Below are 15,296 nucleotides of genomic sequence, written 5' to 3' on the forward strand. Positions count from 1 at the left end.
TGTGTTCGCCTGCCTTGATATTTGGTGACTTGTCACCCTCATCGGCAAACGCCCACATGAATTACCTGATCAAATTGTTAAAGAGCTGTTTCGCTTGAGGTTAATGTTACCAACAATTGACTCGATGACCGGAGCCGCTTGCCTCAGCGAGGAAGGCGTATTCTACGCATTTCCTGGTGTTTGTCAACCGCTGTTTTCAGCGGGTGAAGTGAGCGACGTAAATCTCGCTAACCTCCTGACAAACCGAAGGTTTTCACCTTCATTCACCGCTGGTAACGCTTGGCGTCCCCGGCAGCGGATGCGTACTTTACGGATTCGCCGCCGGATTGGCAAGGGCTTTTTTAAAGATAGTTTCAAAAACTTCAAATAAGCGTCACACGGGCGTAACGTTTCTTACCTGCCTGTATTACGTAGGCCTTACCCGTCGCCAGCATAGTGTCCTGAGCAACGGCTTCTCCATCAACCTTAACACTGCCGTTTTTGAGCATATCCTTTGCCTGGGCACTGTTCTTGGTCAGGCCAGAGCGATTAAGTACGGCCGCAATAGGTGCCTGCTCGGCCCCTTCAAAGTCCACTTCCACTTCCGGCAGGTCTTCCGGCAGTTCGCCATCGGCTAGTTGATTACCCGCTGACTTATGGGCGTTGGCGGCCGCTTCGTCACCGTGGTAGCGAGCAATCAGCTCACGCGCCAGCTCCATTTTCACGTCACGCGGGTTCGCACCCTGTTCAACGCTTTGCTTAAGCGCCTCAATCTCTTCGTTGGATTTTAGCGACAGTAGCTCAAAGTAACGCCACATCAAGCTATCGGGCATTGAAACCAACTTGTTGAACATGGAACCCGGCGCTTCATCGACCCCAACGTAGTTGCCCAGCGACTTCGACATCTTCTGCACGCCGTCCAGGCCTTCCAACAACGGCATGGTAATAACGACCTGCGGCTCCTGACCGAAGTGCTTTTGAATTTCACGGCCCATCAGCAGGTTGAACTTCTGATCGGTGCCGCCCAATTCGATATCAGCCTCAAGCGCCACCGAGTCGTAGCCCTGAACCAGCGGATACAGAAACTCGTGGATCGCGATCGGCTGGTTGGATTTGTAGCGCTTTTCAAAGTCGTCACGTTCAAGCATGCGGGCAACGGTACTTTGAGCGGCCAGCTCAATCATCTTGGCGGCGGTCAGTTCGCCAAACCACTCGGCATTAAAGCGCACCTCGGTCTTTTCAGGATCGAGGATCTTGAACACCTGCTCTTTATAGGTTTCCGCGTTGGCTTTTACATCCGCTTCGGTTAGCGGCTTGCGGGTCACATTTTTGCCGGTTGGGTCACCAATACGGCCAGTGAAGTCACCAATCAAAAAGATAACGGCGTGACCCAGGTCCTGGAACTGGCGCATTTTGGTCAGCAGTACGCTGTGGCCCAGATGCAGGTCAGGGGCTGTGGGGTCAAAACCAGCTTTGATACGCAGCTTACGCCCAGAGGCCAGCTTTTTCTTAAGCTCGTCCTCTACCAGGATTTCATGCGTACCCCGCGCCAGCAGCGCTAAAGCCTGATCCACCTCACTCATTGCCTCTCTCCATATAAACTTTGCCCAAATGGGCACACAGATGATAAATAGCCGACGATGTTACCATGCCTGCAGTTCTTGGTTGAGCCTTCGCACCGCTTTGGATGATGCTTTATGAAAACGCCCCCCGCGGCTCCCACGCTTTACTATATTGGCTTGATGTCAGGCACCAGCCTGGATGGCGTTGATGCCGCCCTGATTGCTATCGAGCCAGGCACTCCCCCAAGGCTGGTAGCCACACACGCTGAACCGATGCCGGATACGCTGCACAGCGCACTATTAGCGCTATGCCATGCCGAGCAGGCAAGCTTTGCGCAGCTGGCCTTTGCAGAAAACACGTTTTGCGCACTGCAGGCACAGGCCGTTAAGGCACTACTCGCCAAGCAGCCGCTATCGCCCCATCAGATTACCGCGATCGGCAGCCATGGCCAGACTATTGAGCATGCCCCGAGTGGCCATCACGGCGGCCCCGCCTATACGCTGCAGTTAGACAACCCCAGCCTCTTGGCGGAACTCACCGGCTGCACGGTTGCGGCGGATTTCCGCCGTCGAGATTTAGCCGCGGGCGGCCAGGCGGCACCGCTCGCTCCGGCGTTTCATCAGGCACTGTTTGGCAGAAAAAGTGCCGATCAGTTGATTCTCAACCTGGGCGGTATTGCCAATATCACCTGGCTGCCCCGTGATGAAGACCACCCCGTGCTGGGCTTTGATACCGGCCCGGCCAACGTATTGCTGGATGCGTGGTTTGCTGAACATCAAGGCGGCCGCTTTGATCAGGACGGCGCCTGGGCCAAGAGCGGCCAAGTGGATGAGAAGCTGTTAGCAGACTTTTTAGCCGACCCTTTCTTCCGCCAGCCGCCGCCGCGCAGCACAGGGCGGGAATACTTTCACGTGGCGTGGCTCAAGCAGCGGCTTACCGGCAGGGAATTGCCGGCAGATGTACAGGCCACCCTGGCGGAGCTAACCGCCATCAGCGTGGCGGAAGGTATCGGCCAACTGCTGCCTAACGGCCAACCCACCACATTGATTACCGGCGGTGGCGGTGCGCATAACGCCTACTTAATGGCACGCCTGGCCCATCATCTGCCCAACGCCACGTTTACCTCGCCCACCGCTTACGGCTGGCCGGAAGACTGGATTGAAGCAGGTGCGTTTGCCTGGCTCGCCCATCAGCGTTTGCACCATCTGCCCGGCAACTTACCTTCCGTGACGGGCGCCCAGGGGCCTCGTGTGCTGGGCGGCATTTATGCGCCCTGAGGGTGTTTAGCGTAACGCCGCTCCCCTCTGCCAGCCGTATGCGGGAAGGTAATTCAGCATAAACGGGGCATCCGGACGCATTCTGCTTTGCCGAGACTGCCAGCAGTTCGGTAATATCCCTCTCTCCCTCAGCTGCTAAGGTGCTTGAGTATGACAGACATCGCGCTAACCGAGTCGCTTGCCCAAGCGCGCGAACGCCTGCACCAGGCGCTTCAAAAGGCAGGGCGCCCGTTAAATGATGCGACACTGCTGGCGGTGAGCAAAACCAAACCGGCGGCCCTGATTCGTCAGGCTTGGGAACTCGGCCAACGCGAATTTGGCGAAAACTACCTGCAGGAAGCCCTGGAAAAGCAGGTAGTCCTGGCTGATCTCGATGATATCGTGTGGCATTTCATTGGCCCGCTGCAGTCGAATAAAACCCGCTCGGTAGCAGAGCACTTTGACTGGATGCACAGCGTGGATCGCTTGAAAATTGCTAAACGGCTAAGCGAACAGCGTCCGCCGCGTTTGGCACCGTTAAATATTTGCCTACAGGTTAATATCAGCCGTGAGGCGTCCAAGTCCGGCGTTATGCCTGAAGACGTCATGGGCCTGGCCCGCGAAATTGCCCAGCTACCCCATTTATGCTTACGCGGGTTAATGGCCATTCCCGCGCCAGCCAAAACACTAGAAGCGCAACGCGAACCGCTAGCGGCACTCAAGCAATTACTTACATCGCTGCAGGCCGCGCTACCTCAGGCCCCATTAGATACACTCTCAATGGGCATGAGCGATGACCTGGAGGCCGCCGTGCTTGAAGGCGCCACACTGGTACGCCTAGGCACAGCCATCTTCGGTGCGCGCGGGGCGGCCTAACACAACACGTTAAGGTTGCGGACACAGCAAACTCACCCTTCAATAGGATAAGCACATGGCGAGCAAGATCACTTTTATCGGCGCAGGCAATATGGCAAGCGCGATTATCGGCGGCCTTATCGATAGCGGCGTTGCGCCCACTGACCTTACCGCCACGGCTCCCAAAAACAGCGAGCTTGCGCCGGTTAAAGAGCGCCTGGGCATTAACACCCATACCGACAACAACGCTGCCATCAGTAGCGCTGACGTAGTGGTTCTGGCTGTAAAACCACAGATCATGCGCGCGGTCTGTGAAGACCTGCGAGACACTGTTCAGCAACAGCGCCCGCTGGTAATTTCGATCGCCGCAGGCCTAGACGCCGCGACCATCGACCAGTGGCTAGGGGGCAATAATGCCCTGGTACGCTGCATGCCCAACACACCCTCTTTGGTGGGTTATGGCGCCAGCGGCTTGTATGCCAATGCCGCCGTCAGCGATGCCCAGCGCGATATCGCCACCCAGCTAATGGAAGCCGCCGGCATTGTAGAATGGGTGGAAGAAGAGTCTCTTTTAGATGCGGTTACCGCCGTTTCGGGTAGCGCACCGGCCTACTTCTTTTTGATGTTTGAAGCGATGGAAGAAGCCGCCGTAAAACTTGGCCTGCCGGCTGACACCGCGCGTCGTCTAGCGATTCAGACCGCACTGGGTGCCGCCACCATGGCGCTGCGAAGTGATAAAGATCCCGCTACGCTCAAGCAGAACGTTATGTCTCCAGGCGGCACTACCGAGCGTGCTATTCAGCATATGGAAGAAGCGCAACTGCGCACTATTATTGACGATGCCATGAAAGCCTGCGCCAAGCGTGCCCAAGAAATGGCCCATGAATTAAGCAACAGCTAAACATCACCTAACGTAACGGAGACATCATCAATGGGCAGCCAATTGGGTAGTGCCGGGTTAACGCTGGTTAACTCACTGATCAACATCTATTTATTCTTACTGATGCTGCGCTTTTTATTGCAGGCTTCGCGTGCGGATTATTACAACCCGCTAAGCCAAACGGTGGTTAAAATCACTCAGCCTGTCGTCGGGCCGTTTCAAAGCTTCCTAGGGCCCGTCGCTGGGCGCTTCGACCTCGCGACCCTGGCCGCTGGCTTTGTACTAAAGGTAGTCAGCATCATCGCTATTTTTATGGTCATTGGCATCGGCATGCCGCCTATTGCCGGGCTGCTGATTGCCGGCATTGCGGCGCTTGCCAATGCTATCTTAAAGATCTATTTCTTTGCCATGATCGTGATGATCATTCTGAGCTGGGTTGCGCCGAACGCCAGCCATCCGGCAGCGCTGCTGGTCATGCAACTGGTAGAACCTATCATGGCGCCAGTGCGTCGGGTGATTCCGCCATTGGGCATGATTGATCTATCGCCGATTGTAGTATTTATCGCGATTAATCTTATCGATGGACTGGTCGTTGGCTCACTGATCCGTGCGGCTGGCATTTCCGGTGCGTTGGTAGGTCTTTAAAGGCCTACCTCAATCACCCCATACATCAGGATTTTTCCAGCAGGACTAATCTAGCAGGACTAATGCTCTCGATGCCCGATTCAGACACGCTTGCTTTTGCTGACCAGCCAACGGGCTCCGTTGGTCTTGTCACGCCGCATATTGCCCAGTTCGATACACCGCTTGCGCTCGCCTGCGGCAAAGTATTGCCCGAATATGAGCTGATTTATGAGACCTATGGCACGCTAAACGCCGAACGCAGCAACGCCGTGCTGATTTGCCATGCACTTTCTGGGCATCATCACGCAGCGGGTTATCACAGCCGGGATGACCGCAAGCCCGGCTGGTGGGACTCTCATATCGGCCCCGGTAAATCCATCGACACCAACCGCTTTTTTGTCGTGTCCTTAAATAATCTGGGTGGCTGCCACGGCAGCACCGGGCCGGTTAGCCATAACCCGGAAAGCGGGCGTCAGTGGGGCCCGGATTTCCCCATGGTCACGGTCAGCGACTGGGTCGCAAGCCAGGCGCGCTTGGCGGATCACCTAGGGATTGAACGCTGGGCCGCCGCCATAGGCGGAAGCCTCGGCGGCATGCAGGTGTTGCAGTGGACAATCACCTACCCGGAGCGCGTGGCCAACGCAGTGGTGATTGCGGCAACGCCGCGTCTTTCAGCGCAAAATATCGCGTTTAATGAAGTCGCGCGCCAGGCTATTCGCTCGGACCCAGAGTTCTTCGGCGGCTGGTACGCCGACCATGACACCGTGCCCAAACGCGGGCTGAAACTGGCACGCATGGTGGGCCATATCACCTATTTGTCAGAAGATGCCATGGGCAGCAAGTTCGGTCGAGACCTGCGTAGCGATGATCTTAATTTTGGTTTCGACGTTGAGTTTCAGGTCGAGTCCTACCTGCGCTATCAGGGTGATACGTTCTCCACCGCGTTTGATGCCAACACTTACCTGCTGATGACCAAGGCGCTGGACTATTTCGACCCGGCCGCCCTGGCTGACGGCGATCTCGCCAAGGCGCTAGCGCCCGCGCAGTGCCCGTTTCTGATTGTCAGCTTTACGACCGACTGGCGGTTCCCGCCGGCACGCTCACGCGAGCTGGTAGATGCACTGATCCGTGCAGGCAAGTCGGTTAGCTACGCCAATATTGAATCGCCTCACGGACACGACGCGTTCTTGCTGCCGGAGCCACGCTATCAGGCGTTGTTCAGCGCCTTTATGAACCGTACCGCCCGTGAGCTAGGCCTGGAGGAGATCCGTTGATGCGCGCCGACCTTGAACTGATTTACGACTGGGTACCCCAAGGCGCCCACGTGCTGGATCTTGCCTGTGGCGACGGGGCGCTTCTGGAAAGCCTGGCACGCGACAAAGGCGTGACCGGCTATGGGCTGGAAATTGATCCTGAGGGCATCACCAGCTGTGTCGCACGGGGCGTCAGCGTTATTGAGCACAACCTGGATGACGGCCTGGCCAGTTTTTGCGATCACAGCTATGACCAAGTGATCATGACTCAGGCCCTACAGGCACTCCGCCGCCCCGATAAAATGCTCGACGAGATGTTACGCGTCGCTGAAGAAGGCATTATCACGTTCCCCAACTTCGCCTATTGGCGTCATCGGGTTTATCTGGGGCTGCGCGGCTATATGCCGGTATCCAAATCGCTGCCCCATGCGTGGTACGACACGCCCAACATCCACCTGTCGACCTTTAACGATTTCGAGCACCTGTGCCGCGAGAAAGGCCTGGTAATTGTCGATCGTGCCGTGGGCGTCGGCGAGCGTCGCGGGCACTGGACTTCAAAGTGGTGGCCCAACCTGTTCGGCGAGATAGCGATTTTCCGCGTACGTCGACGCTAGTCGCACCGGCAGCGTACGCTCAAGCGCTACGCTGACCGGAATGCCCGCCTCCCAGGTGACTTGCGTTCCGTAAGCAAGCACCTCTACCCCATCGGCAATCGCCGCCTCAAGACCCGCCGCATAAGCAGCATCGATATGGGCGGCGGGTGCGACATCATCGATTCCCTCGTGGGCAATGCAGAAAAGCAGCACCGCCCGCTCGCCTTGTCGGGCCAGCGCACTGAGCGCCTGTAGGTGTTTGAGCCCACGCGCACTCACCGAGTCAGGGAAATACCCGTAGCCGTCCAGTTCCTTAAGGGTCACCTGCTTGACCTCAACGTAAGCGCGCCCTTTAAGCGGGTCCTCCAGAAGAAAATCAAGCCGCGACTCACCGACTTTTACCTCACGGTGATGCTGGGCATAGCCGGATAAAGCGTCCAATCGGTTATTACTGAGTGCCGCCTCAACAATCCGATTCGTCCGCCCGGTATGCACTGAGGCTAACGACGCACTGCCGTCAGGCTGGGGCAGCTCAATCAGCTCCCATGTCCACAAAAGCTTGCGCTTGGGATTATCGCTGGGCGACAGCCAGACGCGGCAGCCAGGAAGATTCACGGCTTTCATCGACCCGGTATTGGGGCAATGCGCCACCACTTCCCGGCCATCGTCGAGGCGTACATCGGCAAAAAAGCGTTTGTAACGGCGTAGCAGCGTGCCAGGCACCAATGCCGGATAGCGAACCGTCATAGCCGCTCCACAAAGCGGGCAATCCGCGCCACGGCTTCTTCAAGTCGAGCAACATCGTTGGTAAACGCAATCCGCACATGGTGCTCACCGCCGCGTACCGCAAAATCGATGCCGGGGGTAATCGCCACGTTTTCCTCTTCCAAAAGCCGCTCGCAGAACGCTTGGCTGTCCTGGCTATAGCGTGAGATATCCAGCCATACATAAAACGCACCCTGAGGCGGTAAATCAGGCGCCAAGCCTAACTGCGCCAGCCCATCCAGCAGTACCTGACGACGCTCGGCGAGTATTTCGCGGCGCTGCTCCAGAAGAGCCCGGCACTCGGGAGTGAAAGCGGCAAGCGCTGCATGCTGTGAAGGGGTTGAAGCCGCCAGAAAGACATTCTGGGCAAGCCGGGTTAACGGCTCGACCGCCCGCTCCGGCGCGACCAGCCACCCCAGGCGCCAGCCGGTCATACCGAAATACTTCGAGAAGCTGTTAACCACAAACGCATCGCAGGAAAGCGATGTGGCCGACAGCGGCGCGTCGTCGTAATTGAGCCCTTGATAAATCTCATCGACGATCACTTCGCCCGAGCGCTTGGCCACAGCATCCAGCACTTGGCTAAGCTGTTCGGCGCTCAACGTGTGCCCGGTAGGGTTGGAAGGCGAAGCCAGCATGGCCAGACGGGTATCGCCGCGCCAGTGGCGGCCGATCAATCCGGCGTCCAGCTGCCAGCCGCTTTCACGCCCCACCGACACCGCATCAACCTCGGCCCCCGCCAGGGCCATAAAATGGCGGTTACACGGATAGTTGGGGTCAGCCATCAGCACCCGGTCGCCACTTTCGACCAGCAGTTGGCTTGCGAGCAATAGCGCCCCTGACGCGCCGGGCGTTACCAGAATCCGCGCAGGGTCCACCTGGGCATTAAAGTGCTCGGCATAGTGGCCGGCAATTGCCTCACGTAGCGCGGGTAGTCCTGCCGCAGGGGTGTAGCGCGTCTGGCCGCTGGCCAGCGCCTTTTGGCCTGCGGCCATAATCGGCTCGGGCGTGGCGAAATCAGGCTCCCCCACTTCCAGGTGGATCACATCGTGACCTGCCGCCTCACGCGCCTGAGCCATTTCAAGTAAGTGCATCACCCGAAAGGGGGCAACGTGATTGACACGCGAATTCCAGGCCATAACAGCTCCTTAACCGAACAGAATTAAAACAAGACATAAACCATGACACAGGTCGTATAAACGGCAAGACCATAGTAGAAAGCACACTATTATGCTTGCAACGCAGCCATTTTTAAGATAAACAAGCATCCCTTTGGCGTGAGATCGTGGCACACGCTCATGGTCGATCAGCAGTCACATACGTAAGGGGCAATCCCATGCCAGTAGCGGAAAAAAAACCGGAAGCGACCAAGACTTTCACCCCGTATGAACCGGCACCGGGTGAAGAGTACATGAACGATAAGCAGTTAGCGCATTTTCGCCAACTGCTGTTGGACTGGAAGCAAGACCTCATGGAAGAGGTGGATCGTACCGTGCGCCACCTTCAGGAAGACGCTAATAACTATGCTGATCCCGCTGACCGTGCAACGCAGGAAGAAGGCTTTAGCCTTGAGCTGCGCACGCGCGACCGTGAGCGCAAACTGCTTAAAAAGATCAACGAAACTATCGAGAACATCGATGACGACGATTATGGTTTCTGCGAAGCCTGTGGCGTTGAAATTGGCATTCGTCGCTTAGAAGCCCGTCCAACCGCTACCCTATGCGTGGATTGCAAAACGCTGGCGGAGCTTAAAGAAAAACAGCTGGGCGGCTAAGCAGGTGGGTTAAACCACCTGTACGCTAACGTTGTAGGCGGGCACCTTGGGGTGCCCGTTTTTGTTTTGGGTAAAGGCTTATGACTGCTTCTTCTTGCTACCGTGGACGCTTTGCTCCCACCCCGTCAGGACCCCTACATTTTGGCTCCCTGGTGGCGGCACTGGGCAGCTATCTGGACGCCCGCGCCGTAGGCGGTGAATGGCTGGTACGGATTGAAGATATTGATCCGCCGCGTTGCCCTCAAGGGGCCGACACTACCATCCTGCGCCAGCTGGAGGCCTTTGGTCTGCATTGGGATAAAGAGATTGTCTGGCAGCATGGCCGCCACGCGGCTTATCAACAGGCACTTGAGCAGCTAGCGGCCCAGGGATTAGCCTATCCGTGCAGCTGCTCACGCAAGCAGTGGCAGGATTATGCTATTTACCCAGGCTGGTGTCGTGATGGGCTAAACGCCTCGGGCAAGCCGGTCGCCTGGCGGCTACGCAGCGATTTGGCCAAGCGCCCCATCACCTGGCAGGATCGTCTGTTCGGCCATCAACAGTTTGATCCTGCCGAGATGGGCGACGTGGTGCTCAAGCGCAAGGATAACCTTTGGGCTTACCAGTTGGCGGTTGTCGTCGACGATGCCGAACAGGGCATTACCGATGTGGTAAGAGGCTTGGATCTGCTCGACAACACGCCCTGGCAGCGCCAGCTGCAAATTGCCCTGAAACTTCCCGAGCCACGCTACCTGCATTTACCGCTAGTGGTAACATCACAAGGCCAGAAGCTCTCGAAACAGAACCTTGCGCCATCGCTTGCCGGTGATGACCGGGGTATTCGCCGCCAACTTTTTCAGGCGCTTCAAGCGCTCGACCAATCGCCGCCGCCTGAATTAGCCACAGAACTTCCGGAAAGCCAATTACACTGGGCCGTGGTCAACTGGTCGGTTGAGCGCCTTTCGCCAGCCGAACACCGCCTCTCGCCGTAAGGAATTAACTATGTATGTCTACCGCATCATGCTGTTTTTGGTGTTTGGCGGTTACTTACTCTCTCCGTTATTGATGGACGGCTGGAGCGATCCCGACGCGGTCTGGTACCGACCGTTTGCGATCTGGGGCGTATTGATTGCGCTCACGCTATGGCTTGAGCAAAAAAGGAAGTTAGATGAGCGTTGAGTTAACCGGCGTTTTACTGCTCGGATTAGGCTACCTGGGCCTGCTGTTTAGCTGTGGCGTTGCCGTAGAGCGCGGTTGGATACCCACACGGATTGCTCGCCACCCGCTGGTCTACACCCTCGCGCTAGGGGTTTATGCCAGCGCCTGGGCCATCTATGGCAGCGTCGAGTTTGCCGCCAATGCAGGATTTGGTTATCTGGCCTATTACCTGGGCGCGGCGGGTACGTTTCTGCTCGCGCCGGTGCTGCTGGTACCCATTCAGCGTATTACCCGCACCTACCAGCTCGCCTCGCTGGCGGATCTGTTTGCATTTCGCTTTCGCTCACGATGGGCAGGCACGCTGGTCACGTTGATCAGCCTGCTGGCGGTGTTGCCACTGCTGGGTATTCAGGTTCAAACCTTAAGCGATGCCATTCACTGGCTTACCGGCAGCCCCTACAGCTCTGGCGCGGCGCTGCTGTTTTGCGGATTGATTGCGGTGTTTGCCGTGGTCTTCGGCGCACGGCATAGCCATGCCCGCCAGGACCCTTTGATCAGCATTCTGGCATTTGAATCGTTGATCAAACTGTTCGCGATGCTCGGCCTGGGCGCGGCAGCGCTATGGCTTGTGTTTGACGGGCCGCAGGACCTGCAACACTGGCTGGAAGGGCCGGGCTTTCAAGCCCAGCTGGCAACTCCTCAGCTAGAGGAGGCCCAGTGGCGCACGCTGCTGCTACTGTTTTTTGCAGCCGCCTTCATGATGCCCCACCTGTTTCATATCACGTTTGCCGAAAACCTGTCGCGCCATACGCTGCTTCAAGCCAGCTGGACTCTGCCGCTCTACTTGCTATTAATGGCCATACCGATACCCCTGATTTGGTGGGCTGCTCAATCCGTCACCGACGATATTCCGGTCGCGGCCTACGCCGTTTATGTGATGAGCGAACACTGGTGGATCAAGGCGCTGGCGTTTCTGGCCGGACTTGCCGCCGCCAGTGGCACCATGATCATGATCGCGCTGGCCCTTTCCGGCATGGTGCTCAACCATATCGTGCTGGTGGCCAGGCCTCCAGAAGCCCGGAGTGACCTATATGGCTGGCTGCTCTGGCTACGCCGTGGCTTGGTAGTCGGCGTTATTATTAGCGGCTGGCTGTTTTATGAATGGGTGGGGCGTAATCACGACCTTGCCAGCCTTGGCCTGGCATCGTTTGTCGGTATGGCGCAATGCTTACCCGGTATGCTGGCGCTGCTCTATTGGCCGGGCGCCAACCGCATGGGCATGGTGGTCGGGCTGATCGCAGGCGTTGCGCTATGGCTCTGGGGGCTCTGGCTGCCGCTGGTTTTCTCGCTTCCCACACCACCGCTGCCCTTTGCCCACCTTATCCCTGCCAATGCGCCGCCCTGGTACACGGTCACTCTGCTGTCGCTTGCCACGAACATTGTGCTGCTGATTGTCATCTCGCTGTTTACGCGCATATCAGAAGGAGAAAGGTCGGCGGCAGAAGCGTGTTCTGTCGATGCGGTCATCCGCTCGAAGCGCTTACCGCTGGAAGCCGCCACCGCCGCTGATTTTTCTCCCCATCTGGCCCAGGCCATCGGCGATGAGGCGGCCCAGCGCGAGGTTTCCCGAGCGCTAAAAGCCCTCAAGCTGACGCCTCAAGAACGGCGTCCTTACGCGTTACGCAGGCTGCGCGATCGCATTCAGGCCAACCTTTCAGGCCTGATGGGGCCTTCGGTCGCCCGCGATATCGTCGACCGCTACCTGCCCTACCGCCATGATGATGCACCGGTAACCGACGATATCCATTTTGTGGAGAGTCGTTTGGAAGCCTACCGCTCGCGCCTGACCGGGCTTGCCCGTGAGCTTGACGGGCTACGCCGTCACCACCGACAAACGCTGGCTTACCTGCCGGTGGGGCTGTGCGTATTTGGCGATGATAAAGAGCTTATTATGTGGAATCAGGCGCTGACGCGGCTTTCAGGCATTAGCGGAGAGAGCGTTATTGGCTCGCGCTGCGACAGCCTGCCCGCCCCGTGGTCTGAGCTGCTGGGCAATGTGCTTTCCTCCTCGCAAACCCCGCGCTATAAACAGGCGGTGTCGCTGCACGGCAAGGACTACTTTCTGACCCTGCATAAAGCGGAGCTAAGCGGCCATGACAGCCGGGGCGGCAGCGTCGTTCTAGTTGAAGACCATACCGAGATGAAGTGGCTTGAGGATGAGCTGGTGCATGCCGCCCGCCTGGCGTCTATCGGTCAGCTGGCAGCGGGCGTGGCCCATGAAATCGGCAATCCGATTACCGGGATCTCGTCACTGGCGCAAAATTTACGCTACGATACCAACGACCCTGCCCTACTGGAAACCGCCGACCAGATTCAGCAATTGACCCAGCGAGTGACTAAAATAGTTAACTCACTGGTGGGCTTTGCTCACGGCGGTCGCCTTTCGGGCCCACCACCGGCATCGCCCGTAGCACTTACGGCGATTAGCGAAGACGCATTACACTTGATCCACCTGGCGCGCTCGGGCGAGGATGTAACGCTGACCAACGCCTGCCCTGAGGATCTTGTGGTACGCGGTGACGCGCAGCGGTTGACCCAGGTCATGGTTAACCTGCTCAGCAATGCACGGGATGCCTGTATGCCCGGCGGTCATGTAACGATTACTGCCGGCCAGCAAAGTGGCAGCGCCTGGTGGCGAGTAACCGATGATGGCCAAGGGATCGATCCGCGCGTGCGCGATCACCTGTTTGAGCCTTTCACCACGACCAAACCGGCAGGCGAAGGCACAGGCCTTGGGCTATCGCTTGCGTATCAGATTATCAACGAGCATCAAGGCAAAATAGACGTGGCCTCGCCACCTCCCGATGAGCCTCGCGGCACGGCCATTACGCTTTGGCTGCCGCTTTACCAACAGGATGACCCGCAATCCCATGCCCAGGATTCTGATTGTTGAAGATGAAGCGATTATTCGCAGCGCCTTAAAGCGCTTACTCGAACGCCATGACTATACCGTCAGCGAAGCGGGCAGCGTCGAAGACGCCAGCCAGCTGGCGCTTAACGAGTTCGATCTCATCATCAGCGACCTGCGCCTGCCGGGCGAACCGGGCACCACGCTGATCAGTGCCGCCGCCCCTGCGCCGGTGCTGATCATGACCAGCTATGCCAGCATGCGCTCGGCGGTGGACGCCTTAAAGCAGGGGGCGGTCGACTATATCGCCAAACCGTTTGACCATACTGAGCTGCTTGAAACCATTGAGCGCATTTTGCATCAGCAGTCGATGCAGCACGGCGAGCCACCCGCGATTACCGATGATGGCGGCAGCCAGCAGATGATGATCGGTAATTGCACGGCCATGCAGCAGGTCTATACGCGTATTCGCAAAACCGCCCCGGCCGACGTTACCGTACTGATTCTGGGTGAATCGGGTACCGGTAAAGAGCTTGTCGCCCGAGCGATTCATCAGCAGAGCAAGCGCGCCAAAGCGCCGCTGATCAGCGTTAACTGCGCGGCTATTCCCGAAACGCTGATCGAATCAGAGCTGTTTGGGCATGAAAAAGGGGCATTTACCGGCGCCAGTGCATCGCGCACCGGCTTAGTAGAAGCCGCCGACCAAGGCACGCTGTTTTTGGATGAAATCGGCGAGCTACCCCTGGATGCCCAGGCGCGTCTGCTGCGCGTACTGCAGGAGGGCGAAATTCGTAAGATCGGCTCGGTCGAAACCCGCCATGTGAATGTACGCCTGATTGCCGCCACTCACCGGGACCTGCGCGCCCTGTCCAAAAGCGGCGAATTCCGTCTGGATCTTTATTACCGCCTGAACGTCATGCAGATCGAGCTGCCCCCGCTTCGCGAACGCGAAGACGATGTACTGGAAATTGCCGATATTCTGCTGGATAAAGCGTGCGCTCGGCACGAACGCCCCGGCCTACGGCTTTCCAGAGCGGCCCGCCAGGATCTGCGCGACTACCCATGGCCAGGCAATGTCCGCGAGTTGGAAAATGCCTTGGAGCGGGGGGTGATTCTGGCGGAGGGCCATTTGATTCATCCTGATGACCTGGGACTTGCGCCCACGCCGTCGCGTAACCATCCGCAGGCCAACCCCGCGGCAACGCCTTCCGCTGACGAGACTGCCCAAGGAGAAGATGAGGATGATCTATCCTTGGAAGACTACTTTCAGCACTTTGTGCTTGAACACCAGGACCAGATGAGTGAAACCGAGCTGGCTCAAAAACTCGGCATCAGCCGCAAGAACTTATGGGAGCGGCGCCAGCGGCTGGGCATCCCACGCAAGAAGACCGCACGGCGTCCTTCTTGACGCCGTGGCAGGCGCCGCGAGACAAACCTAACACTTACGGCTTACGACCAACGTCTAATATACTGATTTAAATAAAAAATATCTGAAAATCGCGTTCCAGACACTGTTACCTACCCACACAAACGACTCCAAAAACCGACACGGATCCGGTAACACTTGTTTGTTACCCTGCCGCTCTGGCACGCCATTAAACCCTCAAGACGTTGAAATTTAAAAAAATTAAAACAAGTGGCACGACGAGTGCAATATTACTGGGTAAGAAAAACAAATTGGGCCGCGCGGTGGGTCGCTAACAAAAACA

General features: G+C 57.5%; 14 protein-coding genes. 11 read left to right on the top strand and 3 right to left on the bottom strand.

All coding sequences use genetic code 11. The annotated features are described in order from the left end of the window. Nucleotides 1-362: 362 nt before the first annotated feature. On the bottom strand, nt 363-1,562 hold the full coding sequence (gene tyrS / locus ACT3XD_RS10445; RefSeq protein ID WP_192537941.1) for a tyrosine--tRNA ligase: 1,200 nt from the start codon (nt 1,560-1,562) through the stop codon (nt 363-365). Between the two features lie 114 nt (nt 1,563-1,676). Between tyrS and ACT3XD_RS10450 the strand changes: the two genes are divergently transcribed. From ACT3XD_RS10450 to metW, 6 genes are all read left to right on the top strand, one after another. Further along, nucleotides 1,677-2,819 (top strand): anhydro-N-acetylmuramic acid kinase, encoded by a 1,143-nt coding sequence (locus ACT3XD_RS10450; RefSeq protein WP_192537942.1) that lies wholly within the window; start codon nt 1,677-1,679, stop codon nt 2,817-2,819. 150 nt (nt 2,820-2,969) lie between these two features. Next, nucleotides 2,970-3,674 (top strand): YggS family pyridoxal phosphate-dependent enzyme, encoded by a 705-nt coding sequence (locus ACT3XD_RS10455; protein ID WP_192537943.1) that lies wholly within the window; start codon nt 2,970-2,972, stop codon nt 3,672-3,674. A 55-nt stretch (nt 3,675-3,729) separates the two neighbouring features. Next, complete coding sequence (proC, locus tag ACT3XD_RS10460; protein WP_192537944.1) at nt 3,730-4,554, top strand: pyrroline-5-carboxylate reductase; 825 nt, start codon at nt 3,730-3,732, stop codon at nt 4,552-4,554. A 30-nt stretch (nt 4,555-4,584) separates the two neighbouring features. Then, complete coding sequence (locus tag ACT3XD_RS10465) at nt 4,585-5,178, top strand: YggT family protein (RefSeq protein ID WP_018917535.1); 594 nt, start codon at nt 4,585-4,587, stop codon at nt 5,176-5,178. A gap of 71 nt (nt 5,179-5,249) precedes the next feature. Beyond that, entirely contained in the window at nt 5,250-6,431 is a 1,182-nt protein-coding gene (gene metX / locus ACT3XD_RS10470; RefSeq protein ID WP_192537945.1) for a homoserine O-succinyltransferase MetX, read from the top strand. Then, nucleotides 6,431-7,024, top strand: a complete 594-nt coding sequence (metW, locus tag ACT3XD_RS10475) for a methionine biosynthesis protein MetW (protein WP_018917537.1) — start codon at nt 6,431-6,433, stop codon at nt 7,022-7,024. Before metX ends, metW begins: the two co-directional genes overlap by 1 nt. Here the strand turns inward: metW and sfsA are convergent. Both sfsA and ACT3XD_RS10485 read right to left on the bottom strand, forming a co-directional pair. Then, entirely contained in the window at nt 6,965-7,750 is a 786-nt protein-coding gene (gene sfsA / locus ACT3XD_RS10480) for a DNA/RNA nuclease SfsA (protein ID WP_192537946.1), read from the bottom strand. The genes metW and sfsA overlap by 60 nt on opposite strands. After that, nucleotides 7,747-8,907 carry an aminotransferase class I/II-fold pyridoxal phosphate-dependent enzyme gene (locus ACT3XD_RS10485; protein WP_192537947.1) on the bottom strand — a complete coding sequence of 387 codons (1,161 nt, stop codon included), beginning with the start codon at nt 8,905-8,907 and terminating at the stop codon, nt 7,747-7,749. Before ACT3XD_RS10485 ends, sfsA begins: the two co-directional genes overlap by 4 nt. Nucleotides 8,908-9,104: 197 nt before the next feature. Between ACT3XD_RS10485 and dksA the strand changes: the two genes are divergently transcribed. From dksA to ACT3XD_RS10510, 5 genes are all read left to right on the top strand, one after another. After that, nucleotides 9,105-9,542 (top strand): RNA polymerase-binding protein DksA, encoded by a 438-nt coding sequence (dksA, locus tag ACT3XD_RS10490; RefSeq protein WP_018917540.1) that lies wholly within the window; start codon nt 9,105-9,107, stop codon nt 9,540-9,542. An 80-nt stretch (nt 9,543-9,622) separates the two neighbouring features. After that, nucleotides 9,623-10,513 (top strand): tRNA glutamyl-Q(34) synthetase GluQRS, encoded by an 891-nt coding sequence (gene gluQRS, locus ACT3XD_RS10495; RefSeq protein ID WP_192537948.1) that lies wholly within the window; start codon nt 9,623-9,625, stop codon nt 10,511-10,513. Nucleotides 10,514-10,523: 10 nt separating this feature from the next. Next, a complete protein-coding gene (locus ACT3XD_RS10500) occupies nt 10,524-10,700 on the top strand; it encodes a hypothetical protein (RefSeq protein ID WP_018917542.1) in 177 nt (58 codons plus the stop codon). Next, the gene (locus tag ACT3XD_RS10505; protein WP_192537949.1) at nt 10,690-13,632 is read left to right on the top strand and encodes an ATP-binding protein; all 2,943 of its coding nucleotides are present in this window, start codon (nt 10,690-10,692) and stop codon (nt 13,630-13,632) included. The genes ACT3XD_RS10500 and ACT3XD_RS10505 overlap by 11 nt, the downstream gene beginning before the upstream one ends. Further along, nucleotides 13,610-14,995, top strand: a complete 1,386-nt coding sequence (locus tag ACT3XD_RS10510; RefSeq protein WP_192537950.1) for a sigma-54-dependent transcriptional regulator — start codon at nt 13,610-13,612, stop codon at nt 14,993-14,995. Before ACT3XD_RS10505 ends, ACT3XD_RS10510 begins: the two co-directional genes overlap by 23 nt. Nucleotides 14,996-15,296: the final 301 nt, after the last annotated feature.

Source organism: Halomonas sp. AOP7-B1-5 (assembly GCF_052353045.1).
Lineage (GTDB): Bacteria > Pseudomonadota > Gammaproteobacteria > Pseudomonadales > Halomonadaceae > Vreelandella > Vreelandella colorata.